At 72.3% G+C, this 26111-nt stretch carries 24 protein-coding genes; 15 read left to right on the top strand and 9 right to left on the bottom strand.

The genetic code is table 11. From position 1 onward, the window contains the following. Positions 1-10: 10 nt before the first annotated feature. From ACIA77_RS12460 to ACIA77_RS12445, 4 genes are read left to right on the top strand one after another with little or no spacing between them, the layout of a single operon-like run. Positions 11-1963: an acetyl/propionyl/methylcrotonyl-CoA carboxylase subunit alpha gene (locus ACIA77_RS12460; RefSeq protein ID WP_395885936.1), complete on the top strand. Its 1953-nt coding sequence runs from the start codon at positions 11-13 to the stop codon at positions 1961-1963. Further along, the gene (locus tag ACIA77_RS12455; protein ID WP_395885935.1) at positions 1960-3126 is read left to right on the top strand and encodes an acyl-CoA dehydrogenase family protein; all 1167 of its coding nucleotides are present in this window, start codon (positions 1960-1962) and stop codon (positions 3124-3126) included. The genes ACIA77_RS12460 and ACIA77_RS12455 overlap by 4 nt, the downstream gene beginning before the upstream one ends. Positions 3127-3137: 11 nt before the next feature. Then, a complete protein-coding gene (locus tag ACIA77_RS12450) occupies positions 3138-3977 on the top strand; it encodes an SDR family oxidoreductase (RefSeq protein WP_395885934.1) in 840 nt (279 codons plus the stop codon). After that, the gene (locus ACIA77_RS12445) at positions 3977-4579 is read left to right on the top strand and encodes a TetR/AcrR family transcriptional regulator (RefSeq protein ID WP_395885933.1); all 603 of its coding nucleotides are present in this window, start codon (positions 3977-3979) and stop codon (positions 4577-4579) included. Before ACIA77_RS12450 ends, ACIA77_RS12445 begins: the two co-directional genes overlap by 1 nt. On the opposite strand, the gene ACIA77_RS12440 is transcribed toward ACIA77_RS12445, so the two are convergent. Continuing rightward, entirely contained in the window at positions 4580-5479 is a 900-nt protein-coding gene (locus tag ACIA77_RS12440; protein ID WP_395885932.1) for a LysR family transcriptional regulator, read from the bottom strand. A 108-nt stretch (positions 5480-5587) separates the two neighbouring features. Between ACIA77_RS12440 and ACIA77_RS12435 the strand changes: the two genes are divergently transcribed. From ACIA77_RS12435 to ACIA77_RS12425, 3 genes are all read left to right on the top strand, one after another. Continuing rightward, on the top strand, positions 5588-6343 hold the full coding sequence (locus ACIA77_RS12435; RefSeq protein ID WP_395885931.1) for an oxidoreductase: 756 nt from the start codon (positions 5588-5590) through the stop codon (positions 6341-6343). Positions 6344-6373: 30 nt separating this feature from the next. Next, on the top strand, positions 6374-7117 hold the full coding sequence (locus tag ACIA77_RS12430; RefSeq protein WP_395885930.1) for an SDR family oxidoreductase: 744 nt from the start codon (positions 6374-6376) through the stop codon (positions 7115-7117). A gap of 196 nt (positions 7118-7313) precedes the next feature. After that, the gene (locus ACIA77_RS12425) at positions 7314-7535 is read left to right on the top strand and encodes a hypothetical protein (RefSeq protein WP_204097311.1); all 222 of its coding nucleotides are present in this window, start codon (positions 7314-7316) and stop codon (positions 7533-7535) included. Positions 7536-7771: 236 nt separating this feature from the next. On the opposite strand, the gene ACIA77_RS12420 is transcribed toward ACIA77_RS12425, so the two are convergent. From ACIA77_RS12420 to ACIA77_RS12395, 6 genes are all read right to left on the bottom strand, one after another. Continuing rightward, positions 7772-8785: a HEAT repeat domain-containing protein gene (locus ACIA77_RS12420; RefSeq protein WP_395885929.1), complete on the bottom strand. Its 1014-nt coding sequence runs from the start codon at positions 8783-8785 to the stop codon at positions 7772-7774. Beyond that, a complete protein-coding gene (locus ACIA77_RS12415) occupies positions 8779-9465 on the bottom strand; it encodes a HEAT repeat domain-containing protein (RefSeq protein WP_395885928.1) in 687 nt (228 codons plus the stop codon). Before ACIA77_RS12415 ends, ACIA77_RS12420 begins: the two co-directional genes overlap by 7 nt. 53 nt (positions 9466-9518) lie before the next feature. After that, the gene (locus ACIA77_RS12410; RefSeq protein WP_395885927.1) at positions 9519-10403 is read right to left on the bottom strand and encodes a MarR family winged helix-turn-helix transcriptional regulator; all 885 of its coding nucleotides are present in this window, start codon (positions 10401-10403) and stop codon (positions 9519-9521) included. 91 nt (positions 10404-10494) lie between these two features. Continuing rightward, positions 10495-11454, bottom strand: a complete 960-nt coding sequence (locus ACIA77_RS12405) for a chitinase (protein WP_395885926.1) — start codon at positions 11452-11454, stop codon at positions 10495-10497. A gap of 1154 nt (positions 11455-12608) precedes the next feature. Beyond that, positions 12609-13940 (bottom strand): histidine-type phosphatase, encoded by a 1332-nt coding sequence (locus tag ACIA77_RS12400; protein WP_395885925.1) that lies wholly within the window; start codon positions 13938-13940, stop codon positions 12609-12611. 511 nt (positions 13941-14451) lie between these two features. Continuing rightward, positions 14452-14832 carry a hypothetical protein gene (locus tag ACIA77_RS12395; protein ID WP_395885924.1) on the bottom strand — a complete coding sequence of 127 codons (381 nt, stop codon included), beginning with the start codon at positions 14830-14832 and terminating at the stop codon, positions 14452-14454. Between the two features lie 199 nt (positions 14833-15031). Here ACIA77_RS12395 and ACIA77_RS12390 point away from each other — a divergent pair, with 199 nt between their 5' ends. After that, positions 15032-16267 carry a diguanylate cyclase gene (locus ACIA77_RS12390; protein ID WP_395885923.1) on the top strand — a complete coding sequence of 412 codons (1236 nt, stop codon included), beginning with the start codon at positions 15032-15034 and terminating at the stop codon, positions 16265-16267. A gap of 1 nt (position 16268) precedes the next feature. Here ACIA77_RS12390 and ACIA77_RS12385 read toward each other — a convergent pair whose 3' ends face one another. Continuing rightward, complete coding sequence (locus ACIA77_RS12385) at positions 16269-16730, bottom strand: nucleoside deaminase (RefSeq protein ID WP_395885922.1); 462 nt, start codon at positions 16728-16730, stop codon at positions 16269-16271. 89 nt (positions 16731-16819) lie between these two features. On the opposite strand from ACIA77_RS12385, the gene ACIA77_RS12380 reads away from it, so the two are divergent. Beyond that, positions 16820-17785, top strand: coding sequence for a helix-turn-helix transcriptional regulator (locus tag ACIA77_RS12380; protein WP_395885921.1), 966 nt, complete (start codon positions 16820-16822; stop codon positions 17783-17785). Between the two features lie 300 nt (positions 17786-18085). On the opposite strand, the gene ACIA77_RS12375 is transcribed toward ACIA77_RS12380, so the two are convergent. Further along, complete coding sequence (locus ACIA77_RS12375) at positions 18086-18700, bottom strand: TetR/AcrR family transcriptional regulator (protein ID WP_395885920.1); 615 nt, start codon at positions 18698-18700, stop codon at positions 18086-18088. Between the two features lie 171 nt (positions 18701-18871). Here ACIA77_RS12375 and ACIA77_RS12370 point away from each other — a divergent pair, with 171 nt between their 5' ends. The 6 genes from ACIA77_RS12370 (at position 18872) to ACIA77_RS12345 (ending at position 26074) form a co-directional block, all read left to right on the top strand. Next, on the top strand, positions 18872-19810 hold the full coding sequence (locus ACIA77_RS12370) for a LysR family transcriptional regulator (protein ID WP_395885919.1): 939 nt from the start codon (positions 18872-18874) through the stop codon (positions 19808-19810). A gap of 137 nt (positions 19811-19947) precedes the next feature. After that, positions 19948-21309 (top strand): MFS transporter, encoded by a 1362-nt coding sequence (locus ACIA77_RS12365; RefSeq protein WP_395885918.1) that lies wholly within the window; start codon positions 19948-19950, stop codon positions 21307-21309. Next, positions 21306-23039 carry a dihydroxy-acid dehydratase gene (locus tag ACIA77_RS12360; RefSeq protein ID WP_395885917.1) on the top strand — a complete coding sequence of 578 codons (1734 nt, stop codon included), beginning with the start codon at positions 21306-21308 and terminating at the stop codon, positions 23037-23039. The genes ACIA77_RS12365 and ACIA77_RS12360 overlap by 4 nt, the downstream gene beginning before the upstream one ends. 9 nt (positions 23040-23048) lie before the next feature. Beyond that, on the top strand, positions 23049-24338 hold the full coding sequence (locus tag ACIA77_RS12355; protein ID WP_395885916.1) for an FAD-dependent oxidoreductase: 1290 nt from the start codon (positions 23049-23051) through the stop codon (positions 24336-24338). A gap of 3 nt (positions 24339-24341) precedes the next feature. Continuing rightward, a complete protein-coding gene (locus ACIA77_RS12350; protein ID WP_395885915.1) occupies positions 24342-25646 on the top strand; it encodes an aconitase X in 1305 nt (434 codons plus the stop codon). Next, entirely contained in the window at positions 25643-26074 is a 432-nt protein-coding gene (locus ACIA77_RS12345; RefSeq protein WP_395885914.1) for an aconitase X swivel domain-containing protein, read from the top strand. Before ACIA77_RS12350 ends, ACIA77_RS12345 begins: the two co-directional genes overlap by 4 nt. The last annotated feature ends 37 nt before the right edge of the window (positions 26075-26111 follow it).

The raw sequence follows: 26111 nt of genomic DNA, 5'->3' as shown, positions 1-26111 counted from the left end.
GGGAGCGGTCGTGATCCACAACCTGCTGGTCGCCAACCGGGGCGAGATCGCCCGCCGGGTGTTCCGCAGCTGCCGCGACGCCGGCATCGGCACGGTGGCCCTGTTCTCCGACGCCGACTCGGACGCGCCGCACGCGCGCGAAGCCGACGTCGCCGTCCGGCTGCCCGGCGACGCGCCGGGCGAAACGTACCTGCGCGCCGAGCTGATCGTGAAAGCCGCGGCCGACGCGGGCGCCGACGCCGTGCACCCGGGCTACGGGTTCCTGTCGGAGAACGCCGCGTTCGCGCGGGCCGTGGTCGACGCCGGGCTCACCTGGGTCGGCCCGCCGCCCGCGGCGATCGAGACGATGGGCTCCAAAGTGGAGTCGAAGCGGCTGATGAAGGCCGCTGGAGTGCCGGTGCTGGCCGAACTGGACAAGGACCAGGTCACGGAAGCCGATCTTCCGTTGCTGGTCAAGGCTTCCGCCGGTGGCGGCGGCCGCGGGATGCGGGTGGTGCGCGAGCTCGGTGAGCTGGCCGAGGCCGTGGAGAGCGCCCGCGCCGAGGCCGGGTCCGCGTTCGGCGATCCGACCGTGTTCTGCGAGCGCTACCTCGAAACCGGGCGGCACATCGAGGTGCAGGTGCTCGCCGACCGCCACGGCACGGTGTGGGCGGTGGGGGAGCGCGAGTGCTCCATCCAGCGCCGGCACCAGAAGGTGGTGGAGGAGGCGCCGTCGCCGTTCGTCGACGAAGCCATGCGCGCCGAACTGTTCGACGCGGCGCGCAAAGCCGCTGCGGCCATCGACTACGTCGGCGCCGGCACGGTCGAGTTCCTCGCCGGGCCCGACGGGCGGTTCTACTTCCTCGAGATGAACACGCGCCTGCAGGTCGAGCACCCGGTGACCGAGAACGTCACCGGCCTCGACCTCGTCGCGCTGCAGCTGTCCGTGGCCGAGGGCGCGCAGCTGCCGCCGGAACCGCCGGCGACGCACGGGCATTCGATCGAGGTCCGCCTCTACGCCGAGGATCCCGGCGCGGGCTGGCAGCCGCAGAGCGGCACGTTGCACGCGTTCGAGGTGCCGGGTGTCGACCGCGAGTTCACCACCGGCGCCGGGCTGCGGCTGGATTCCGGCGTGGAGAGCGGTTCGGTCGTCGGCGTGCACTACGACCCCATGCTGGCCAAGGTGATCACGTGGGCACCGACTCGCGACGAGGCCGCGCGCCGGCTCGCCGCCGCGCTGGCGGGCGCGAAGATCCACGGCGTGGTCACCAACCGCGACCTGCTCGTGAACACCCTGCGCCACGAAGCGTTCCTCGCCGGCGAAACCGACACGGCGTTCTTCGACCGCCACGGCCTCGACACGCTCGCCAAGCCCCTGGCCGGTGCCGACGCCGAACGGCTGTCCGCGCTCGCCGCCGCGCTGGCCGGAGCCGCGGAGAACCGCGCGGGTGCGACCACGCTCGCCCGGTTGCCCAGCGGCTGGCGCAACGTGCGTTCGGGCGGGCAGCGCAAGGTCTTCGCGCGCGGCGACACGACGTACGAGGTCTCGTACTCGCTCACGCGCGACGGCCTGCGCGCCGAGGGCTACGAAGACGTGCGCCTCGTCAGCGCGGAGCCCGGCCGGGTCGTGCTGGACGTGGCGGGGGTGCGGCGCACCTTCGCCGTCGCGCGGCACGGGGAAAAGTCCTTTGTCGACTCCGCGCTCGGCCCGGTGACGTTGACCGCGGTGCCGCGCTTCGCCGACCCGTCGGCGGCGCTGGCGGCCGGCTCGCTGATCGCGCCGATGCCCGGCACGGTCGTGCGGCTCGCGGTGGGCGTGGGCGATGCCGTGGCGGCGGGTGATCCGCTGCTGTGGCTGGAGGCGATGAAGATGGAACACCGGATCTCGGCGCCCGCCGACGGCGTGGTCACCGAGCTCCCGGTGGAGGTCGGGTTGCAGGTCGAGGTGGGCACGATTCTGGCTGTGGTGGGAGAGAACGCATGAACGCGATGAACTTCGTCGAACCCGAGGAGCGCGTCGCGCTGCGCAAGGCGGCCGGCGAACTCGGGCGCAAGTACGGGCACGAGTACTACGCGAAGAAGGCCCGGGCGGACGAGAAGACCGTCGAGCTGTGGACCGAGGCGGGCCGGCTGGGCTACCTCGGCGTGAACCTGCCCGAGGAGTACGGCGGCGGGGGCGCGGGGATCGCGGACCTCGCCGCGGTGCTGGAGGAGTTCGCGGCCGCGGGCTCGCCGCTGCTGCTCATGGTCGTCTCTCCGGCGATCTGCGGCACGGTGATCTCGCGCTTCGGCACCGACGAGCAGAAGAAGCAGTGGCTGCCCGGGATCGCCGACGGCAGCAAGAAGATGGTCTTCGCGATCACCGAGCCCGACGCCGGGTCCAACTCGCACAAGATCACCACGACCGCGCGCCGCGACGGCGGCGACTGGGTCCTGAGTGGACGCAAAGTCTTCATCTCCGGAGTGGACGAAGCCGACGCCGTGCTCGTCGTCGGCCGCACCGAGGACGCCAAAACGGGCCGGCTCAAGCCCGCGCTCTACATCGTGCCCACCGACGCGCCGGGCTTCGAGCGGCGCAAGATCGAGATGGACCTCGTCGCGCCGGAGAACCAGTTCTCCCTGTTCCTCGACGACGTCCACCTGCCGGCCGAAGCGCTGGTGGGGGAGGAGGACGCGGCGATCGCGCAGCTGTTCGCCGGCCTCAACCCCGAGCGCATCATGGGCGCTTCGTTCTCGCTCGGCACGGCGCGCTACGCGCTCGACAAGGCCGTGGCCTACGCCAACGAACGCCAGGTGTGGGGCGCGCCGATCGGCTCGCACCAGGGCCTGGCGCACCCGCTCGCGCAGATCAAGATCGAGCTGGAGCTGGCGAAGCTGATGACCCAGAAGGCGGCTTCGCTCTACGACTCGGGTGACGACTTCGCCTCGGGCGAGTCGGCGAACATGGCCAAGTACGCCGCCGCCGAGGTGGCGATCCGCGCCGTGGACCAGGCCGTGCAGACCCACGGCGGCAACGGGCTCGCGACCGAGTACGGCCTCGGCACGCTCATCGCGGCGGTGCGGCTGGGGCGGATCGCCCCGGTGAGCCGCGAGATGGTGCTCAACTTCGTCGGGCAGCACAGCCTCGGGCTGCCGAAGTCCTACTAGGAGTGTCCGGAATGGCTGAACGAACCCTCGCGGGCCGCACGATCATCATGTCCGGCGGCAGCCGCGGCATCGGCGAGGCCATCGCCCTGCGCGCGGCCGCCGACGGCGCCAACGTCGCGCTGCTGGCCAAGACCGCCGAACCGCACCCGAAGCTGCCCGGCACGATCTACACCGCCGCGGAGGCGATCGAGAAGGCGGGCGGCACGGCGCTGCCGATCATCGGCGACGTCCGCGACGACGAGGGCGTGGCGGCCGCGGTGGCCAAGACCGTCGAACAGTTCGGCGGCATCGACATCGTGGTGAACAACGCCAGCGCCATCGACCTGACCCCGACCGAGCAGGTCAGCATGAAGCGCTACGACCTGATGCAGGACATCAACGCGCGCGGCACCTTCCTGCTCTCCAAGCTCGCGATCCCGCACCTGCGCAAATCCGCCAACCCCCACGTGCTCACGCTGTCGCCGCCGATCAGCCTCGACGAGAAGTGGTTCACGGCCGGGCACCTCGCGTACAGCATCGCGAAGTACTCGATGAGCCTGGTGACCGTCGGGCTCGCGGCGGAGCTGAAGGGCGACGGCATCGCGGCGAACTCGCTGTGGCCGCGCACCACGATCGACACCGCGGCGATCCGCAACGTCGTGGGCGCGGAGCTCGCGAACCGCAGCCGCACGCCGGAGATCATGGCCGATGCCGCGTACGCGATCCTCACCCGGCCCAGCCGCGAGACCACCGGCAACTTCTTCCTCGACGACGAGGTGCTGCGCGCGGAAGGCGTCACCGACTTCGCGAAGTACCGGATCGGCCCGTCGGAAGAGGACCTGCAGCTCGACTTCTGGGTCGATCCGGCCTGATGCTCCGCGAACCGCAGCAGGAGCGCAGCCGCACGACGCGCCGGCGGCTCATCGAGGCCGCCATCGACTGCCTCGGGGAGCTCGGCTGGCACGGCGTGACCGTGGCCGTGATCGCCGAGCGGGCCGGCGTGTCGCGCGGCGCCGCGCAGCACCACTTCCCGACGCGCGAGGACCTCGTCGCGGCGGCCGTCGAGCTGCTCGGCGAAGCGCAGATCACCGAGCTGCGCGCGCAGGCGGACGGGCTGCCGACGGGGCCGTCGCGGATCGAGCGCGTGGTGGAGATGGTGCTGAACCTCTACACCGGGCCGATGTTCCGCGCCGCGCTGCAGCTGTGGGTCGTGGCGTCGACCGACGAGCAGCTGCGCGGAAGGCTGGTCCCCCTGGAGGCGCGCGTCGGGCGCGAGGCGCACCGGGTGACGGTGGAGCTGCTGGGCGTCGACGAGTCGCGGGCCGGCGTCCGCGAGCTGGTCCAAGCCACCCTGGACCTGGCCCGCGGCCTCGGCCTCGCGAACCTGCTCACCGACGACACCCGCCGCCGTCGGCAGATCGTCCGCGAATGGGCCTGCACCCTGGAGTCGCGGCTCAGCGAGCCGGCGAGCTGATCACGCCGCGCTGCCGGTGAGGGTGGCGCGGGCGGCCTGGACGAACCCGGCGACCAGCGGATTCGGATCGCCGGCCCGCGTGGCGACCACGACCTTGCTGGCGGGGACGCCGCGGACGGGGACCGTGGCCAGATCGGTGCGCAGCGAGCTGCGCCGGTCGCCGACCGGCAGGACCGCGATCGCCTGGCCGCTCGCGACGAGTTCGAGCCGGTCCTCGAAGCTCTCGTAAACCGGCCCGGCCGAGATCGGGCCCGGGTCGCTGCGGCGGTACGCGTCCGTCGGGTAGATCGCGCGGGTACCACCGTGCGGGCAGACGAGCGACTCCCCGGGCGCGAAGTCGTCCGGGGTCACCGAAGCGCGGCCCGCCAGGCGGTGCCCGGCCGGCACCACCAGCATCCGCGGTTCCTCGTAGAGCACGGTCGTGCGGGCCGCGCCGGCCGGGACGAACTGCGGGTCCCGGACGACCAGCACGTCCACCTGGCCTTCGGCGAACGCCCGCTCGTCGAAGCACTCGAGGTGGCGGGTGCCGATCTCGGCCCGGGGGTGCCGGCCGCGCAGGTCGCGCACGGCCGGGGTGATGACGAGGTCTTCGACGTACCCGATGAGGACCTTGCCGGCCGGCGCGAAGGCCCGGGCGGTGAGCGCCGCCTGCCGCGCGGCCTGCAGCAGCGCCGCCGCCTGCGGGAGGAACGCCTCGCCGGCGTCGGTGAGCCGGCTGCCCTGCGGGGTGCGCTCGAGCAGGCGCACGCCGAGCCGGCCTTCAAGGCGCTGGATCTGGCGGCTCAGCGCCGGCTGCGCCAGGTGCAGCTCGGCCGCCGCCCGGCCGAAGTTCAGGTGCTTCGCCACGACCGTGAAGTACCGCACCAGGCGCAGCTCGAGGTCGGTCCCGAGATCGTTCACCGCATCAACAGTACCGAGCGACCGGCGCCGGCCGTCATGCCGTTTCGGGATGACGGGGTGCCGACCAGGTCTTGGACAGCGGTTCCGGACTGCCGAAGAGTCGCAGGCATGACGAACATCGAAAACGGGTCGAGTGCACTGGAGCTCAAGGGGAAGCGGGCCGTGGTCACGGGTGGCTCGCGCGGAATCGGCGCGGCCGTCGTGCGCCGCCTGGTGGCCGCTGGCGCCGAAGTGCTCACCACCGCCAGGTCGGCGACGAGCGCGGTGCCGGACGGGGCCGCTTTCGTGGAGGCCGACGTGCGGACGCGGGCCGGAGTGCAGACGCTCGCCGAGGCCGCCCAGGAGGTGGACATCGTGATCCACAACGCGGGCGGGGCGCGTCCGCACCCGGGCGCGCTGGCCATCCCCGACGAGGAGTGGCTGGACGCCCTGGACCTCAACCTCCTGGCGGCGGTGCGGCTGGACTCGCTGCTGGCACCGGGGATGCGGGAGCGGCGCTCGGGGGTGATCGTGCACATCTCCTCGGCCGCGGTCCCCACGTCGGCACCGCCGTTCCTGCACTACACGGCGGCGAAGGCGGCGCTGGAGAACTACAGCCGGGGCCTGGCCGCCGAGCTGGCCCCGGCCGGGATCCGGGTCAACGCGGTGTCGCCGGGCCGGGTCGCGACCCCCGGCGGTGAAGCGACGCGGGAGCAGTGGGCCCGTCTGGACACCGGGCCGGGGCCGGACACCCCCACGCCGCTCGGCCGCGACGGTGAACCCGACGACATCGCGAACGCCGTGCTGTTCCTCGTGTCCGGCCAGGCGAGCTGGCTGACCGGCAGCACTCTCTTCGTCGACGGCGGCGAGTTCCCCCGCGGCTGACGCCGCCCCCACGAGAGGAAGAACGAAGGAATGGGCAAGTACAGCGGCAAGAACGTGGTGATCACGGGCGGCGGCAGCGGCCTGGGGTTCGCCACGGCGAAGCTACTCGCCGACGACGGCGCCCGCGTGCTGATCACCGGCCGCTCCCAGGCCACGCTCGACGCGGCGCGCGAACGGCTCGGCGAGAACGCGCTGACCGCACGGGGCAGCGTGGCCGCACTGTCCGATGTGGACGCCTTGGCCGACCGCGTGAAGCGTGAGCTCGGCTCGGTCGAGGCCCTGTTCGTCAACGCCGGCATCGCGGTGACCACGCCCTTCGAATCGACCACCGAGGAGGTCTACGACGAGCTGTTCGCGATCAACGTCAAAGGCGCGTTCTTCACCGTGCAGAAGCTCGCGCCGCTGCTGAGCCCGGGCGCCGGCGTCGTCCTCACCACCTCGATCGCGAACGTCACGGGCCTGCCGGACACCAGCGTGTACGCGGCCGGCAAGGCGGCGCTGCGCTCGCTGACCCGCAGCCTCGCCCGCGAACTGCTCCCACGCGGCGTCCGGGTCAACGCGGTCAGCCCCGGCCCCATCGACACGGGGGCGCTGGAGAAGGCGATGAGCGCGGAGGCCGCCGAGCGGTACAAGGCGGAGCGGGTCGCGGACAACCCCATGCAGCGGTTCGGCACGCCCGCCGAGATCGCCAGGGCGGCCGCGTTCCTCGCCTTCGACGCCACGTACACGACCGGCGCCGAGTTCGTCGCGGACGGAGGTGCTACCCAGCTGTGAGCCCGCGGCGGCCGGAGTCGCGACGCACCGGAACCGGCGAGGCCTCGTGAACGTCACAAGTTCGGAGTAATACGATGTGGTTGTTAACACATTCGGCCCAGCGGGCGATGACTCCGAGTAAGTGGATTCATCAGGAAGAAGGTCGGTACCGGTGTCCGGTTCAGAAGGCGCTGCAGTCGAGCTGACGCACCGCGCGATGGCGATGCTCCGGGCGGTCGCCGCCCACCGCGCGGAAATGACCACCAGCAGCGAGCCCGACCTGTTCATCGACGGTTTCGCGTGCTGCGACCAGATGACCGCCCACGCCCTCGCCCACGGCGGCTTCATCCGTCCCGCCGCCGACTCCGCCGCCGGTCGCGTGGCCGCCGAGCTGACGGAAGCCGGGCACGCCGCGCTGGAGATCACCGTCGCCGCTTGAGACGGCCCGGGTGAGTGCTCGTCGCTCGCCCGTTCGGGTGCGGGCTCGGTGATCAGGGCGTGGTTGAACCGCCCCACGCCGTGCAGAGGCCGCCGGCCGGCTCCCGGACCTGCTTCGTCCCGTGAGGCAGCTGCGACCCACCGTGGTGCTGCTCCCCTCGTGCCGGCGCACGATCCGGTGCCGCCGCTGGTCACGCGTTCCCGGGGCGTCCGTTTCGCCGATCTCCGGCCTCGGGCTCAGCCTCGAGGTCGTTCCTCGGCGATGCCCACGAGGGCCGAGGCGATGGCGGCCACCGCCCGATCTTCGTCGTGCGCGAGCTGCCGCAGGAGGCCGTGCGCGCTGGTCGCGGGCAGCTCGGCCAGCGCTTGCACCAGGCGGATTCGCACCGGGGAGTCCGCGGTGGCTGCGGCGAGCTCGCCGGCCAGCGCCGTCATGATCCGATTCGCCCGGTCGGGCTCCGCGGCGAGCGTGCCCAGGACCTCGGCCGCCTCGACGTCGTTCGTGCCCTCGACGATCATGGCGACGAGCGGGGGCACGGCGGTGGTCGAGCCACGGGCGCCCAGGGCCAGCGCGGCGTGCCGGTGCACGGCCGGGTCGGCGTCGCCGAGTGCGTCCGCCAGCGCGGCGGTCGCCTCGTCACCGGGTAGCTCGGCGAGGGCCCGGACGGCGCGCCGCCGGATCTCGGCGTGCTCCGAGCGCACGCCGGACGCCAGGCTCGCCACACCGTCGGCGCCCGCCCGCGCGAGGGCCCAGCGCAGGGCACCCGCGACGTACGGATCGGCTTCGGCGAGCACCGCCTCGGCCAGCAGCTCGGCGGGCACCGGCGCGTCCTCGGCCGGAGCCAGGACGGTCTGCTGCCGGCGCGCGGCGTCGGGTGAGCCGAGCCCGTGCAGGAGCTCGACGATGCGCAGGACGCCCTGCCAGTCGAACGGCGCCGAGGCGTCGACCGCCCGCAGCCGGTCGAGCAGCTCCTGCTCCCGCTTCAGCCGGTCCTCGGTCCGCCGGATGAGGTCACCGACCAATGTGGACGGTGCGAACGCGGGATCGGCCAGCGCCCGGCTGATCTGGCGCAGCGACAACCCCAGTGACCGCAGGCTCTCCACGTGGAAGATCCGGCGGATGTCCTCTTCCGAGTACTCGCGGTACCCGCCGACGGTGCGGCCGGTGGGGCGCACCAGCCCGAGGGAGTCGTAGTGCCTGAGCATCCGGGTGCTCACCCCCGAGCGGCGCGCCACTTCACCGATCAGCACGCGGCGCCCCCGACCCGTTCCGGACCGAGCGCGACGATCCGGTCCGCCTCGTCGACGGCCAGGTCGAACCCGGCATCCGGGTCGTGCAGGAGCCGCTCGGTGGCGCGGGCGTGCGCCCGCACCAGCGGATCGTTGCTCGCCCGGGCCTGCTCGAGAACCGGCACGACGACGTCGCCGAGGGCGACGAGCGCCCGGCTGAGGCTCAGCCGCACGGCCCGGTCACCGCGGCCGAGCTGCGCGGCCAGGTCGGTGGCCAGCTCGCGCCGGTGCCCGGCGGGCACGAGGACGACGGCGGCACGCCACGCACTGCGCGCGACCTCGTCATCGGCGTCGTGCAGCAGCGACCGCGTGATCGCCGGCCAGGCGCTCCCGTCCCCGATCTTGGACAGCGTGTGCAACGCCTGGCTCCGGGCCTGCGCGCGATCGGACCGCAGCTGTCCGAGCAGCCGGGGCACGGTGAGCTCCGCCGGGAGCCGGGTCAACGCCCACGTGAGCATGTCGCGTACGGAGAAGTCCGGCTCGATCGCGCACCGCGCCACGAGCACGTCGGTGAGGCCGGGGTCGGCCTGCGTGCCGGCGGTCAGCGCCGCCCGCAGGCGCGTCGACGAGTTGCCGGCGCCCAGCGCGTCGACGAGACGCGGGTCCGGTGGGTTGCGGTGTGGCGGGTTGATGGGAACCACCTCCTGCGCCTCAGTGAAGACCTTGTCACGGTGTCAAGGTCAAGCGCCGGCGGTCACAGCGTGGCGCGGATTTCCGCGGCGCGAGCCGTGATCGTGTCGAGCACGCGCTTCGCCGTGTCGAGGTCCTCCGGGGCGATGCCCGCGAACAGCTGGTCCCCGGCGCGGGTGGAGTCCGTGGTCAGGTGTTCGACCAGTTCGCGGGTGACGGGGGTGACGTCGACGAGGCCGGCGTCGGCGGTGAGGCGGCCCGCTTCGGTGAGCTTGGTGATCACCGAGCGCGCGGTGTCCGGGGACGCGATGGCGGTCGCGGTGATCGCCGAGACGAGGGCGTCCGCGGGGCGGGCCTGGTCGGCGACCGTGCGCAGGACGACGTAGTCGATGAAGTCCAGGCCTTCGCGCTCCAGCAGGGTGGTGAGCAGGGAACGCGCCGCCGCGGCGGCGAGGTTGAGGTCGCGGCCGCCGACGGGTCTGGCTGTGGTCATGGCTTCTCCTCTGGTGGGCTGGTCACCCAGCAGGGTCTGCAGGGTGGCGCGAAACCGGCGGGTCCCGGCGCTGCGCGGGCCGCCGATGTTCGCGGTCAGGTCCTCGTGCAGGTCGCGCACGAGCTTGATGGCCTCGGTGATCACCTCGTGGCCCCGGTCGGTGAGGTCGAGCCGCACGGCGCGCGGATCGTCCGGGTCCGGGGGACGGGTGAGCAGACCGGCCTGTTCGAGCGCCCGCGCCAGCTTCGACACGTGCAGGGGCTCGAGTCCCATGTGGTCGGCCAGTTCGCGCTGGCTCGGCCGCACCCCGCGCCGCACCAGGCCCGTGAGCGTCGCGAGGAGCGAGTACTGGGCCTGGGTGAGCCCGAGCGGTTTCACGGTCCGGTCGACGGCCGCCCGCCACTTCAGCGAGAGCCGCCAGACCAGGTGACCGGTGGTCGGGGTGGTGAGGCGCACGCCAAATACAGTACATGGACATAATGTCCATGGCTACTATTCGGGCGAAGGAGCGGGGACCCCGGGTTCCGGGATCCCCGCTTCGGCGTCGTCAGCCCTGGTAGCCGGCCACGACCTTGGTGAACGCGTACTTCTCCTGGTCGATGCCGCTGCAGTCACCGCCGCCGCTGCAGTCGCGGTTGGCGGCCCAGAACGTGAAGCGGCCGAGGTGGTGGCTGGTGGCGTAGTCGCGGATCGACGTGAAGTTGTCGACCGTGACGGTCTCGCCGGCGTTGTCGGTCTTGCCGTTCATCGACGAGAGACCGCTGTGGCGGTACGCCTCGTCGTCGCTCCAGCCGAACGCGGACTTGAGCTGGCCGGCCAGCCCGTCGACCGCCGACTTCGTCATCGCGGCCATGTCGCCGCCGTCGGAGAAGTCGAAGGGCATGACCGACCAGACGTCGACGTTCGCGCCGATCGCCTTCGCCTGCGTGATGAGGCGGCTGCCCCACTCGGTCGGGCCCTGCGGGCTCGTGCCCATGGTGATGACCACGCGCACGCCCGGGTTCTTCTGCTTCGTGATCTTGACGGCGTTCAGGATGCGGTCCTGCACCGTCGCGTTCTCGAACTCGTCGGTGTTCTCGATGTCGAGGTCGATCGCCTTGAGCTGGTAGGCGTCGATCACCTTCTGGTACGCGCCGGCCAGGTCTTCCGGCGTGCTGCAGTTCGCCCCGAGCTTCGAGCCGGACCAGCCGCCGAACGACGGGATCACGTCGCCGCCGGCCGAGCGGATCTTCTGGATGAGGTCGGAGTCGGAGCCGGTGAGGTCGCGGTTGCCGTCCCACTTGGGGTTGCAGCCGCCGTCGGACAGCATGAACGCGAGCGTGAACGCCTTGACGCCGGTGGCGTCCATCGCGGCGGCGGGGTCGGTCTGGCCGCCCCACTGGTACAGGTAGGGCGACGCGACCACGGGGTCCGGCGCGGCGAGCGCCGTCGGGGCGAGGCTGACGGTCGTGGCCAGCGCCGCGCCCGCGGCGAGCGCGAGCGTGGCCATGCGACGCAGGGGTTTCATGGGTCCTCCAACGCGGGACGCACGCCGAAACGTGCTGGTGTGGAGCACCTCCGATGCCGATGCGGCGGTATCAACTCGAAGGGGCACTCGGTGGGGATGTGTGCCTCGCCACAATGGACTAGACCATTGAGGAGTGTCAAGGTCTCCGCCCGGGAAGAAAAAAACCACCGAAAGTCGGTGGTGGCAAGAGGGAGCCCGCGACGATCATGGGTTGGGCACGGGGCTCTGTTGTGGTGCCCGGAAACCGGTCGGTTTGGCGGGAATCCCTGGGCTGGCAAGGAAAACGGCGTGGTGATCTTGCCGATGCCGCGGGTGGGTCGTGTCGCCGGAAGGAGTCCGGCCCAGCAGTGCTCGCCCGCGCGGCGTGGCCCGGTCAGCGGGAACGGCGACCGGGCCGGTGGCCGGAGTTGGTGCGGTGAACGGAACTTCGGACGTTTGCGCGCTGGGTTGCTCGCTCGCGTGATGCGGCGCGACGCACGGGAGTGGCGCGGCGCGGCGCTTCGGCCTGGTGGACGACTGCGGCCGCGTGTTGTTGCGGAGCAGTGTCCGCCTGAGGCGCGGGGGTTTCGTGGAACTTCGCGGGCGGTGCCGCTCTGCCATGGCCGCTCGCGTGATGTGGCGTGGTGAGCGGTATCGGTGATGGCGCCGCCATTTGCGGCCTGGCGCGGTGAGTGCTGCCGTCAAGCGCCGCGGACCGCTGCCGCCGGCAGCACGGGTGTTTGCGGAACTTCGCGGGCGGTGCCGCTCGGCAATGGCCGCTCGCGTGATGTGGCGCGGCCAAGGGCGTGACGCCCGGGCGGCTGATTCGGCTAGGCGCGGCGAGTGCGGCCGTGAAGCGCAGCGGACCGGCTGCCGCCGGCCGCGCGGGTGTTTGTGGAGCAGCGGGCGCCTTCGCTCAGTGCTCGCTCGTGTGGTTCGGCTTGGTGAGCAGGAGCGGTGTTCGGGGCTTGCCGCGGTCAGTGCGGCCGCGAATCACCGTACGTCGGTTTCGCCGGCAGTGCGGGTTTCGCACTGTGCTGGAGTGGTGTTTGCGGCCTGGCGCGGTGAGTGCCACAGGGAGGCGCAGCGGGCTGGTATCCGCGCGGAGCGCGAAGCGGGGCCGGCCCGGGAAATCAGGCCGGCCCCGCGGTTTCGCGTGAGTCGTCGCCGAAGGGTCAGGCGCGGCCGTAGCAGCGCTCGAGTTCGTCGAGCGAGTAGAAGTAGCTGCCGCGGTGCACGGGGGTGCACGAGGGCTTGAAGGCGGTCTGCTTTTCGGTGTAGAGCATGCGCACGAGGTACGTGTGGCCGTCGCTGTAAAGGTCCCACTGGATGTTGGCCGCCATGGGGGCCACGCGGGCGCCGCGGAACGGGTTGTTCGCGTACGTGTAGAGCGTCGACTCCGGCTGCTGCTGCGTGCTGCCCGGCAGGCCGAGCAGCGTCGCCAGCGGGAAGATTTCCTCGGCGTGCGTGAAACGCAGCTCGGCGTCGCGCGTGGTGGTGCCGGCGCGCTTGGCGTCCAGCTGCGCGAACAGGTCGTCGAGCAGGCCGCCGGCCATCTTGTACGTGATGTCGCTGCCGGCGAAAGCGGGGCCGTTCTCGTAGAACGACGTCACGTCGTCGAGGTAGCCGAACCACGCGGCCTCGTCGGGCGTGAGGTAGCGGTCGAAGTGCCAGCGGCCTTCGCCGGCGAGGTCGGCGGTCACCTGGTCCAGCGCGTACACCGCATCGGCGGCCGCGATCTCGTCCTTGAACTCCGCGTGCTTGCCGGCCACGACCTCGTCGACGAACTTCTTCGAGAAGCTGCGCTCCAGCACCGATCGCGCGACGGCGTGCGTGCGCGGCTGGTCCGTCGCGGCCTTCTCGGCGGCGGCGACGCGCGGGTCGTTGTCGACGTAGTCGTTGTACTCGACGTTCGACTTGTGGAAGTACAGCAACGTGTCGTCGGTGCGGGTCGGCGTGACCGGCAGGCCCGGCTTCGCCGTCTTCAGGCCCGCCGCGAACTCGTTCGCGCTGTCCACCGTGCGCTGCTGGCTCGACGCGACGACGTCGATCTTCGGCGCGCTGCCGGTGGCGGCGTCGGCGAACAGCGACGGCAGGCGGCGCACCATGCGCTGCGCGGTCGTGCGCATCTCGTCGCGGCCTTCCTGCGTGAGCAGGCCGTAGCCGTCGTGGGCGTTCGCGGCGAGCAGCGACTGCACGTCCGGCCCGAGCTGCCGGCCGACGCCCGTGAGCGCGCCCTCGGATTTCGCCGCGTTCCACAGCGCCAGCAAGGCGTCGCCGTCGTCGCTGTCGGACAGGGTGCGCGCGCCGTGGCGGGAGACGTTCTCGGTGAACACCGGGCGGAACGACGACGGCAGCCGCTCGTACGAGTTCAGGTTGCCTTGCGGCTCGTACGCGGTCTTGGTGGTGAACGCGTCGGTGTTGCCGGAGTCGGCGCCCGCCGGGAGGGCGAACAGCCCGGACAACGCGAGCGCGGCCCCGCCGATGCCGGCCACAACACGTCTCATCTAGTTACCCCGCAGTCTGGTCACGGTGAACGGAGCGCTCAGTAGACAGGGCATCCGTGACGCGATCCGGGCCGACGGGTGTCGCGGCGATGAATTCACGGGTTCCCGGTGACTGGGAAACTCTGTGGTCGGCTCGGCGATCCCGGGTTCCCGCCACCTGGGACGGTGGAGGGGAAACGCCGCGTCGCACAGCCGGTTGCGGCGAGCGAACGGCCACCCACTCCCTGAGACGGCGGTGGGTCACCGGCGCCCACCCGGGGGACAGCGCGGCGGGGGGGGGGGGGGGGGGGGGGGGGGCGGCCCCCCCCCCCCCCCCGCCCGGGCCCCCCCCCCCGGGGCCCCGCCCACCCCCCCGGACCAGGGGGGCCCGCGGGGGCCCCCCCCGGCGGGGCCCCCGGGGCCCCGGGGGGGGGGGGGGGCCCGGGGGGGGGGGGGGCCCCCCCCCCCCGGGGGGGGGGGGGGGGGGGGGGGGGGGGGGTGGCGGCCCCCCCCCCCCCCGCCGGTGCCCGGATCAGCGGCCCAGGAGGCCGCTCAGACCGCCGTTCTCGTGGTGACCCGAGGTGCCGGCGTTCGTGGTGCTCGAGCCGGCGCCGTCCGGGCCGGCCCAGTTCTGGCCCTGCTCGAAGCTCGCGCCGCCGTGGCCGTCGGTGCCGGCGGTGGTGTGGTCGGTGCTCACGCCGTCCGGCCCGGCCGTGGTGTTCTGTTGCCGGTAGGACGCGCTGCCACCGCCTCGGTCACCCGTGGTGGCGTGCGTGCTGCTCGTGCTCACGCCGTCGGGTCCCGCGGCCGCGTTCGCGGTGTTGTAGGTGTCCGCGGAGGCGATGCCGGCGGCCCCGAGCGTCAGCGGCACGGCGATCGCTGCGGCGGTCACGACACGGCGAATGGTCTTCATGGAAGCTCCTCTTCTCGAAGGTGCGAAGCCCCGATCGGCTTCAGGCGGCCGGTTTTCCGAGGCGGGGCCGGCCTAACCGCGCTTCTGCCGGTGATCACCGTCACCGGTTCCGCGACCCATCCGCCCGAGCCGCCGGGTACGAAAGACCTGCCCACTTAAGGTGGTGCCGACGAAGCGCGGAACCGGCTATTTTGCCGAAATGGTGGGGGATCCGGCGACGGCCGGAGGGGGTCCGCGGCGCCGGTCTCCCGGCGTCGTCGCGAACTGGGCGCTGTGGCGGGTGCGGACTCGCGCGCTGCTGGCTTTCGTGCTGTGCGTGGACGTGCTGGCGCTCGCGGCGACCGTGCTCGTGGCCGTGCTGCTGCCGCGGCCGCTGACGGGGGTCACCGGGTTCGCGGTGCTCGTCGCGGGTTTGCTGGGGTGCGCGGAATTGTGCCGGTCAGCGGAACGCGAACGCGGGGAAACGTTGCTGGGCCCGGGTTTCGGCACCCCGTGGGTGTTCGCGGGCGCGGTGGTGCTGCCGCCGGCGCCCGCTGTCGTGCTCGCGGTGGTGTCGGGCGCGCACGGGTGGCTGCGCGTGCGGCGCCGGCCGTTGTACCGGCAGGTGTTCGAGGTCGCCGCGACGGCGCTCGCCGTGCTGCTGGCCGGGGGCTTCCTCGCCGCGACGGTGCCGATGCACCCGAGTTCGCTCGGCGACCTGCGGCTCATGGGCCTGCTCGTGGTGGCCGCGCTCGTCTTCGCCGGTGCGGACGCGGCGATCACCGGCGCCGTGCGGGGCTATCGCGTCGGCATTTCGGCGGTGCTGTTCGACGTCGCGATGGCCGCGCTGGGCATCGCGCTCGCGTGGGCCGTCGTCGACTCGCCGCTCATCGTGCCGCTCCTCGCGGCGGCGCTCGTGGTGCTGCACCGCGGGAGTGCCGCGGCCAGGCCGAAAGCCGGGTCGCCGGCCGACGCGGGCACCGGTGCGCTCACGGCGTCCGCTTGGTGGGACGCCGCGCGCGTCAGTGCCGTCTCGGCGCCCGTGTTTTCCGTGCTGGTGCTCGATCTCGACCGGTTCGGCGAGGTCAACGACCACCACGGCCGTTCCGTCGGCGACGCGGTGCTGCGCGCGATCGCCGGCGCCCTGCGCGACGAAGTCCGCTCCGGCGACCTCGTCGGCCGGTCGGGTGGTGGCGAGTTCGCCGTGCTGCTGCCCGGCACCAGCCGGTTCGACGCGCTGGCGATCGCGGAGCGCATCCGCCTGCGCGTCGCTTCGACGGCCGTTGCGTTGAAAGCGCCGTACGGCAGCCCGCAGTTCGCGTGGGCGACGGTGTCCGTGGGCGTCGCCGCGCGGCCGGCCGACGGCGACGCGCTCGCCGCGGTCTTCGGGGCGGCCGCGAAGGCGGTGCGGCGCGCGAAAAGCGCGGGGCGCAACCGGACCGTCTGCGCGGAGTGAGTCAGTCCGAAGTGGACGGAACGCCGATGTCCTCGAACCACAGCTGCGGCCGCGTGGCGATGAACTCCTTCATCAGCGCGGTGCACCCGGGGTCGGCGAGCAGTTCGATCCGCACGCCGTGCTCGGCGAGCCAGCCGTGGCCGCCGTCGAACGTCTCCGCTTCGCCGATGATCACGTGCGGGATGCCGAACTGGCGCACGAGCCCGCTGCAGTACCAGCACGGCGAGAGCGTGGTGACCATGATCGTGTCGCGGTAGTGCGGGCGCCGCCCGGCGTTGCGGAACGCCGTGGTCTCGGCGTGCAGCGACGGGTCGCCGTCCTGCACGCGGCGGTTGTGGCCGCGGCCGAGCAGGGTGCCGTCGCGGTCGAAGAGGGCGGCGCCGATCGGCACCCCGCCCTCGGCCTTCCCCAGTTCGGCCTCTTCGCGGGCCACGGCGAGCAACGCGTGCGGATCGATCTGCATGCGCCCACTTCACCGGCCGGGGCGGTCGCTGGCAAGTTCTCGCGGATCGAGGACCGATCCTGTCCGCAACCTCTGGCACAGTGAGGCGCATGTACGGAACCTCGGAGCGGCTGCTGCGCCTGCTGTCCCTGCTGCAGGCCCGCCGCGACTGGCCGGGCCCCGACCTGGCCGACCGCCTCGGCGTCGACGTCCGCACGGTCCGCCGCGACGTCGAGCGCCTGCGCGGCCTCGGGTACCCGGTGCACGCGACCCCCGGGGTCGCCGGCGGGTACCGGCTCGGCGCCGGGGCCGCGCTGCCGCCACTGCTGCTGGACGACGACGAGGCCGTGGCGGTCGCCGTCGGCCTGCGCACCGCCGCGAACGGCACGGTCTCGGGCATCGAAGAGACGTCCGTGCGCGCGCTGGCCAAGCTCGAACAGGTGCTGCCCGCGCGCCTGCGGCACCGCGTGAGCGCCGTCGGCTCCGCGATGCTGCAGCTCGGCGGCGGGGGACCGGTCGTCGACGCCGAGGCGCTGACCGTCACCGCCGCCGCCTGCCGCGACCACGAGCGGCTGCGTTTCAGCTACGCGAACCACGCCGGCACGGTCACCGACCGCGACGTCGAGCCCCTGCGCCTGGTCTGCACCGGCCGCCGCTGGTATCTCGTCGCGTACGACCTGGGCCGCGAAGGCTGGCGCACCTTCCGCGTCGACCGCATCGACGGCGTCCCCCGGCCGGGGTTCCGCTTCACCCCGCGCGAGCCACCCGCGGACGACCTCGCCGCGTACGTGTCGCGCCAGATCTCGGCCGCGCCGTACGCCCACCAGCTCACCGTGCGCGTCTCCGTGCCCGCCGACGTCCTCGCCGCCCGGGTCCCCCCGACGGTCGGCGTGGTCGAACCCGTGGACGACCACACGTGCCGCCTGCGCACCGGCTCCCACCACCTCGAGGCGGTCCCCTTCTACCTCGCGCAGTGGGACTACGACTTCGTCGTGGAAGACCCCCCGCCGGGCCTGCTGGACCGCCTGGCGCGCATCGCGCAACGCTTCACCGCGGCGGCGGCCGCGAGTGGCTGACCCGGTCAGGCGTGGTCAGACGTGGTCAGACGCTGCGCGCGCCGAGGATGCGGAGCACCAGTTCGCCGCGCTGTTCGCCCCGCGCGCTGTCCGTGGGATCAGTCGTCGGCGCCGCCGAACCCGTCGAAGCTGCGGACATCGGCCTTTCGCTCGAACCGCCGCTGTCAAACGGCAGCCGGATCGGAGCGCGTCACGCGGGACAACCACGCGACCGGTCCGTGGGCGACCTGAGGCCGATCGGTGAGTGCTGCGGCCTCGAAAGCCCCCACGCCGCGGCGGCGGCGACCCGGTCAGGCGTGGTCAGGCGCTGCGCGCGCCGAGCATGCGGAGCACCAGTTCGCTGTACTCCTTGCCCAGCGCGGCGGGCGTCTGGCGAGTGCGTTCGCTGTACCAGCGGGCCACGTCGACGCCGAGGGACAGCACGGCGCGGGCCGCCGTGTGGGGGTCGGTGACGGTGAAGGCGCCGGAGGCGGCGCCGGCGGAGATGACGTCGCGGACGATGCGCTCGATGCGGCGGCGCAGTTCCGTGACGATTTCGAACTCCTTCTCGGGCAGGGCGTTGAGCTCGTACTGCACGACGCGCGCCACGGTGTGCCGCCGGGCGTGCCAGGCGACGAAGTCCTCCACGACGAGCCGGATGCGGTCCACGGGGTCCTCGACGTTGGCGACCACGTTCTCGACCAGGGCGAGCGTCTGCTCGTGCCCGCTGCGGCTGATCGCGAACAGCAGCGCCGCCTTCGAGGGGAAGTGCACGTACAGCGCGGCCGGGCTCATGCCCGCGGCGCCGGCGATGTCGCGCGTGGTCGTGGCGTGGTAGCCGCGCTTCGCGAAGGACTCCACACCCGCGAGCATGAGCCGGCGCGCGGTTTCGGGCTGCACGTCGGGCCACAGCTCGGCCGAGAGCGAAGTCGTCATCCGGCGATCCTCCCAGATCTGCGGGCCCAGCCCCGCGGGCGTGGACCGTCGGCCCATTCTAAGCGCTCGCTCAGCAGGCGTCCGGTGCTTCGGTCCGGGTGCGGTCCGAGAGGGGCTCGCCGCAGCGCCGTAAGGTGCACGAATGGCCGGGCGCAGAGGAAGTGGATCCAGGTGAGCCGCCGGACGACGCACCTGGCCGGGCTCGACCTCAACCTGCTCGTCGTGCTCCGGGAGCTGCTGCGCGAGCGCAACGTGACCCGCGCCGCGGAGCGGGTCGGCGTCAGCCAGCCGGCGTTGAGCGCGGCCTTGGCGCGGCTGCGGCGGCACTTCGAGGACGAGCTGCTGGTCCGGGCCGGGCGCGGGTACGTGCTGACTCCGCTGGCCCGGCAGCTCGTGCGCCAGGTCGAGGACGTGTGCGCGGCCGCCGAGCAGCTGTTCGCCACCGGTTCGAGCTTCGCACCCGGCACGTCGGTGCGGGAGTTCACGCTGCTGATGGCCGACTACACGCTCACCGTGATCGGCCAGCCGCTCGCCGAGCTGTTCGAGCGGGAGGCGCCCCGGGCCCGGCTGCGGATCCGGCTCGTCCGCGAGTCGCTGAGCGCCGACCTGCCCCGGATCGTCCGGTTCGTCGACGGGGTGGTCGCGCCGCCGATCGAGCTGGAGGAGCTGCCCCGGCTCCGGTCGGCCGAGCTGTTCCGCGACGAGTGGGTGTGCGTGCTGTGGGCCGGCCACGAGATCGGCGACGCCGGGCTCACCCTGACCGACCTGCGGCGGCTGGACTGGGTGGTGCCGTACCACCGTGAGCCGGGGGTGGCCCTGCCGCCGGTGTCCCGCCGGCTCGCCGCGCTGGGACTCGCGCCGCGGGTCGCGATGAGCGTCGAGAGCTACCAGGCCGTGCCCGCGCTGGTGGCCGGCACCCACCGGATCGCCCTGGTGCAGCGGCGGCTGGCCGTCGAACTCGCCAAGCGGTTCGACCTCAAGGTCCTCGAATGCCCCGGCGAGCCGGAGGGCATCGTGGAGAGCCTGTGGTGGCACGAAGATCTCGACGCTGACCCCGCACACGCCTGGCTGCGCGAGGCGCTGCGCGGCATCGGCGAGCGGTTGAGCTGACCACGTGATCATAACCTGGGTTGATGCTCGGGATCAGGATTTCTGACTTCCGGGTTTCCCCGCGGATTCTTAGACTCTTTCGCGACAAGCGATATATCGCATCGGTGCGATATTCGTGATCGGAAGGAATTCCCTGGATGTCGACGACCGCACCCGTAACAGACGAGCGACTGACTCCGGAAGCACGACGATCAGTCATCGGCGGCATCCTTTCGCTGTTCGTTGACAGCTTCGACATCTACCTGCCCGCGCTCGTGCTGCCGGCGGTGATGGACTACTTCGAACCCGACTCCATGTCGGCAACGACGAAGGTCACCCTCGTGACCGTCATCTTCGTCGTCACCCTGCTCGGACGGCCGATCGGCGGCCCGATCTTCGGCAACCTGGCCGACAAGATCGGGCGACGGCGGGTCACCCTGATCACCGGCGTCGGCTTCACCGTCGTGACGCTGCTGATCGGCCTCATGCCCGGGTACGCGACCTGGGGTTACGGGTCGATCGTCGGGTTGATCCTGCTCCGCCTCATCGGCGGCATCTTCCTCGGCGGCGGGTACGCGGGGCCGGTGCCGCTGGCCATCGAGCGCTCGCCGATGCGCCGGCGCGGCCTGGTCGGCGGGGTGATGGCCGCCGGCGCCCCCGCGGCCATCACGCTCATCAGCATCATCCAGCTCGTCGTGCTGGAGCGGTTTCCCGACGAGGAACTGAAGTCCTGGGGCTGGCGAATTCCGTTCTTCTTCGGATTCCTGCTCGGAATTGCCTACATCGCCTACTACTCGCGCGTGCCCGAGGTCGACCTCAAGGAACTCAAGAAATCGCGGGAAGGAAATCGCGCGCCGATTTTCGAGCTGTTCAGCCGCCGGAACATCCGCGGTTTCGGCCAGGTGTTCCTCCTCATGACCGGGATGTGGTTCGCCGCCCAGGTCGTGCTGTCCTTCATGCCCGGGCTGCTGGTCGGGGTGCTTCACCAGAACCCCTCCAACGTCAGCACGCTGGAGATCGTCGCCAACGTCGCGACGATCATCAGCATGATCCTCGCCGGCGTGCTGGGTCAGCGGATCGGCCGCCGCAAACTGCTGCTCGGCTGCGCCGTCGCCATCACCGTCGGCGCGAGCCTCGCCTACCTGGTCCTCGTGCTGCTCGCGCGGTCCGGGGCGGGGTTCCTGTCGATCGGGATCGTCGCGTTCGTCGCCTTCGTGCTGCCCAACGCCCCGCTCGGGTGCCTCGTCGTCTACCTCAACGAACGCTTCGGCGCCGGTGTCCGCTCCTCGGGCTACGGCAGCGTCTACACCCTGAGCCTCATCCTGCCCGCGCTCTACAGCGTCTGGATCACCGTCCTGCAGACCGTGATGCCGTACGAGTACACCGCGGTGGTCCTGATCGTCCTCGGCGGTGTGCTGTTCTTCGCCGGCGCGTGGATCGGCCCGGAGACCCGGGGCACCGTGCTGCTCGGTGCCCCGGCCGAGCCGGCGGCCTCGCGGGCGGACACCGCGTCCGAATGATCCCGCCCGAAACCCAGGAGGTCACGATCACCACGAGACCCGAGCTGCGCAGCAACCACCCGGTCGGCTCGCCCCGGTGGGCGACGACCCGGACGCAGTGGAAGTCGATGGGCTACACCGACGAGCAGATCCGGCGCCCCAAGATCGCCGTGGTCAACTCGTCGTCCGGACTGGCGCCCTGTTTCTCCCACCTCGACGCGATCGCCGCCGCGGTGCGGGATTCGATCGACGAAGCCGGCGGGCTGGCCTTCGAAATCCGGACGGTGGCCCCGACCGACTTCATCATGGCCGCCGGCCGCGGTGGTGGTTACGTCCTTTCGGGCCGGGACCTGGTGTCCTACGACATCGAAGCCGTGGTCGACGGGGCGCAGCTCGACGGGATGGTCTGCCTGGCCTCGTGCGACAAGACCACGCCGGGCCAGCTGATGGCCGCCGCGCGCACCGACGTGCCCACGCTCGTCATCGCCTGCGGCTACCACAGCTGCGGAGCCCTCGAGGGCGGCCGCCGCGTCGACATCGAGGACGTGTTCGTCGACGCCGGCAAGGTGGCGTCGGGCGCGATCAGCTTCGAAGACCTGTGCGCCGCGTCGGATCGGGCGATCACCAGCCCCGGTGTCTGCACCGGCATGGGCACGGCCAACACCATGCACATCGTCGCCGAGGCGCTCGGCATGGCACTGCCCGGCACGGCGCCGACCCGCGCCAACAGCGACACCATGTGGGCGGCGGTCCGTGCTTCGGGCGCCGCGATCATGGCTGCGGTCGAGGCCGGTCGCCGGCCCAGCACCGTGATGACGCCGGGTGCGGTCCGCAACGCGGTGGCGGCGGTGATCGCCGTCAGCGGGTCGATCAACGCGGTCAAGCACCTCGAGGCGATCGCCGCCGAACTCCCCGGAGACCTCGACGTGCACGGCCTGTTCGAGGAGCTCGGCCGCCACGTCGGCCCGCTCGCGGCGGTGCGGCCCAACGGACCGGCGTCGATCGAGGAGTTCGACGACGCCGGCGGTGCGCGCGCGGTGCTGGCCCAGCTCGGCGACGTCGTCGACGGTTCGGTCGTGACGGTGAACGGCCGGACGATGGCCGAGAACCTCGCCGGCGCGGTGGTCGACGCGAACGTGATCAGGGCCGAACCGATCCGGCCGGATTCGACGATCGTGCTGGTGCGCGGCAGCCTCTGTCCCGGCACCGGGATCGTGAAGCTGTCGGTCACCGAGACGCGCGCCCGGGCTTTCCGCGGCCCGGCGCGGGTTTACGAGTCGGCGCCGGCGGCCACCGCGGGGATCGAGGCCGGCGAGGTGCGGCCCGGTGAGGTGCTCGTGCTCCGCGGGCTCGGCGTCACCGGAACCCCGGGGATGGGCATGGCCTCCAGCGTGGTCTTCGCCCTCAGCGGCGCCGGCTTGAGCGAGCAGGTCGCCTTCGTCACCGACGGGCAGCTCTCCGGGCTCGTCAACAAGGGCATCGTCGTCGGGGAGGTCACCCCCGAAGGCGGCATCCCCGGCCCGCTCGGCGTGGTGCGCACCGGCGACGAGATCGCGATCGACGTGCCGGCCCGCACCGTCGACCTGCTCGTGGATCCCGCCGAATTCGAGCAGCGGCTCGCGGAATACCCGGCCACGCGGCCCCCGCAGACCTGGCCGGCCCGGCGCGGTTCGTGGCTCGGCGTCTACGCCGGCGCCGTGGAGCCGCTCGACAAAGGCGCGACGCTGCGCCGTTCGTCCACTTCGTCCTGAGGAGTTCTCTTGCCCCACGCACTGACCGAGCTGCGCGTCAACACCGTCACCCGTTCCACGGACCGCTCCGTGGAGCGGCTCGAAGCCGACCTCCTCGTCGTCGGCGCGGGGATCGCCGGTCTGACCGCGGCGATCGACGCGAAACGGCTCGGCCGCGACGTCGTGCTCGTCGACGCGCTTCCCGTCCTGGGTGGACAGTGCGTGAACTCCATGATCGGGCTGTTCTGCGGGATCTACGGGAACGCTCCCGAGTACCACCAGCTGACGCACGGGATCTTCGACGAGATGTTCCCGGCGCTGGAGCGCTCCGGCGACCTCGCCTACAACCGCACGCACACCCAGACCGTGCCCTACGACGAGGTGGTGCTGGGCCGGTGGTTCGAGAACCTCGTCTCGGAGCTCGGGATCAGGGTCGTGCTGGGCGCCTCGATCAGCGGGGTCCGCCTCGACGGCGGAGTGATTGAGCAGGTGGACTTCGCGAGCCGCTACGGCCCGATCGCGGTGCGCGCCAAGGGGTTCGTGGACGCCACCGGCGACGCCGCGCTGGCGTGGGAAGCCGGGCTGCCGTGCCGCGTACCGGAGCGCACGGTGTGGGGCTCGCAGCAGATCCGGCTCACCGGCCTGGTCGAATCGGCCAAGCCGGACACGGCGGAGCTCGTCGCCCGCATCGACGAGAAAGCCGACGAGTACGGCCTCCTCCGCCGTGACGGACTCGCCTTCTTCTTCCCAGGGCGCAACACCGCCGTGATGAACATGACCCACGTGGAGGCGCCGCTGACCCCGGTCGAGGCGACCGAGGCGCAGTTGCGGGGGCGGGCGCAGGCGGACCGCGTCGTCGAGTTCCTGCGCACTGAGTTCCCCGCGGCGTTCAAGGAAGCTTCCGTGCTGGCCTACGGTTTTCCGGGGCGGCGGCAGACCCGGTGGCTGGCCGCCGATCACCAGCTCACCCTCGACGAGGTCCAGCGCGGCACCGCGTTCGAGGACGCCGTGGCGCGCACGGCCTGGCCGGTCGAGCTGCACGACCGGGCGTCGGGGTACGCGTGGGAACCCTTCGGGCCGGACCACGTCCACTACGTGCCGTTGCGTAGCCTGACCTCACCGGACGCGCGGAACCTGGTCGCCGCCGGGCGGTGCGTCGACGGCGACGCGGCGGCTCTGTCGAGCGTCCGGGTGATGGGGCCGTGTTCGGCGATGGGCAGCGCCGCCGCGCACGCGCTGGACCTGACCCTCGGTGGCGATGTCCACGACGTCGATCTGACCGCCTTGCGCGACCGGATCCGCGACAACGTGGAGGGCTGAGCGGTGGTGCGGCTGACCGACGAAGAACGTCGGATGCGCGACGGTGCGGAAGGCGCCGCGGTCGCGGCGGCGATGGATCTGCTGATCCGGTACGCCGACGCGCTCGGTGCCGAGCGGCTGTGCGAGACCCGCAACGTCGCGGGCACGACGACACAGCCTTCGCCCGCCAAGGAAAAGCTGGTGGCCGAAGGCGGCTGGGCGAAGGCGTTCTCGGTCATCAGCCTCGACTGCGACGACGACCTGGAAATCCCGCCGATGCGGGTGCCGACCTGCCAGCTGCAGCACGGTTTCGGCGAAGACGCGCGCGGCATCATGCCCTATCCCGAGCACAAGATCGACCTGCAGGCCGAGGCCGAGTCGTTCGCCAGCAGCCGCGGCGTCAACGTGCTCGCCACCTGCACGCCGTACCAGGTCGGCAACCTCCCGACCTACGGCGAACACGTCGCCTGGATGGAGTCCTCGGCGGTGGTCTACGCCAACTCCGTCCTCGGCGCGCGCACCAACTGCGAGGGCGGCGCCTCGACGGGCGCCGCGAGCCTGACCGGGCGGATCCCGTGCTGGGGCAACCACCACGTGGAAAACCGCTACGGCACGCACCTCATCGAGACGACGCTCGCGCTGAACGGGTTCCAGGACTGGGGCCTGCTCGGCTACTTCGCCGGCGACGTCGTCCAAGAGGAGCGCCCGGTCGTCCTCGGCGAGCTCGGCACCCCGGATCTGGCCGACCTCAAGCACTTCGGGGCCGCCGCCGCGTCCTCGGGCGGCGTGGAGATGTACCACCTGCCGGGCCGGACCCCCGACGCGCCGACGCTCGAGGCCGCGTTCGGCGGCCGCGCGATCCCCGCGCCGATCCGGTACGGCGAGGCCGAGCGGCGCGCCGTCTACGAATCGCTCAACTCGATCGGTGACAGCGAGGACGTCGACTTCGTCCTCATCGGCTGTCCGCACGCTTCGCTCGAACAGATCGGCCGGGTCGCCCGCGCGCTCGAGGGCCGCACGATCTCGTCCGGGTGCGAACTGTGGCTGATGACCCCCCGCGCGCTGCGCACCGTCGCCGACCGCAACGGCTGGACCCGCACCATCCAGCGGGCCGGCGGGCGGGTCCTCACCGACTCCTGCCCGGCGATGTCGCGCGTCGCTCCGAACGGCACGAAGGTGTTCGCGACCGACTCCGCGAAGCAGGCCCACTACCTGCCGGCGATCCTCGGGATCGAGGCGTGGTTCGGCACGCTCGAGGAATGCGTCGACGCGGCCGTCACCGGCCGGTGGCGCGGTTCGCTCGCGCCCGCCGCGAAGGTGCTCCGATGACCGCGGCCGAGCAGGCCGGCGGCGTGGTGCTCCAAGGCCGCGGCATCGTGCCCGGCCGGGTCGTCGGCGAGGCGCTGGTCTCGCGCGAGACGATCTCGGGCTGGGGCGGGATCGACCCGGCGACGGGCACGATCATCGAACGCCGGCACGAGCTGTTCGGCGTCTGCTTCACCGGAAAAGTCCTGGTTTTCCCGGGTGCCAAGGGGTCCTCGGGGTGGTCGGGTTTCTTCCAGTCCACCCGGCTGCTCGGCACCGCGCCGCTCGCGATGGTCTTCACCCACCTCACGACGAAGGCCGCGCTCGGCGCGATCGTGACCCGCGTACCGGCGATCACGGATCTCGACGACGACCCGGTCGCGCGCATCGCGACCGGAGACCTCGTCGAGGTCGACGCCGACCAGGGTCTGGTGCGGGTGCTCTCGCGCTGACGGTCGAGCAAGGGGCGGTGACCCCGGCCGTCGGCCT

It is taken from the genome of Amycolatopsis sp. NPDC051903 (genome assembly GCF_044452505.1).
In the GTDB taxonomy this organism is placed as follows: Bacteria; Actinomycetota; Actinomycetes; order Mycobacteriales; family Pseudonocardiaceae; genus Amycolatopsis.
The sequence above is the reverse complement of the archived record's forward strand: the minus strand, read 5'-3'. Positions and strand labels throughout refer to the sequence as shown.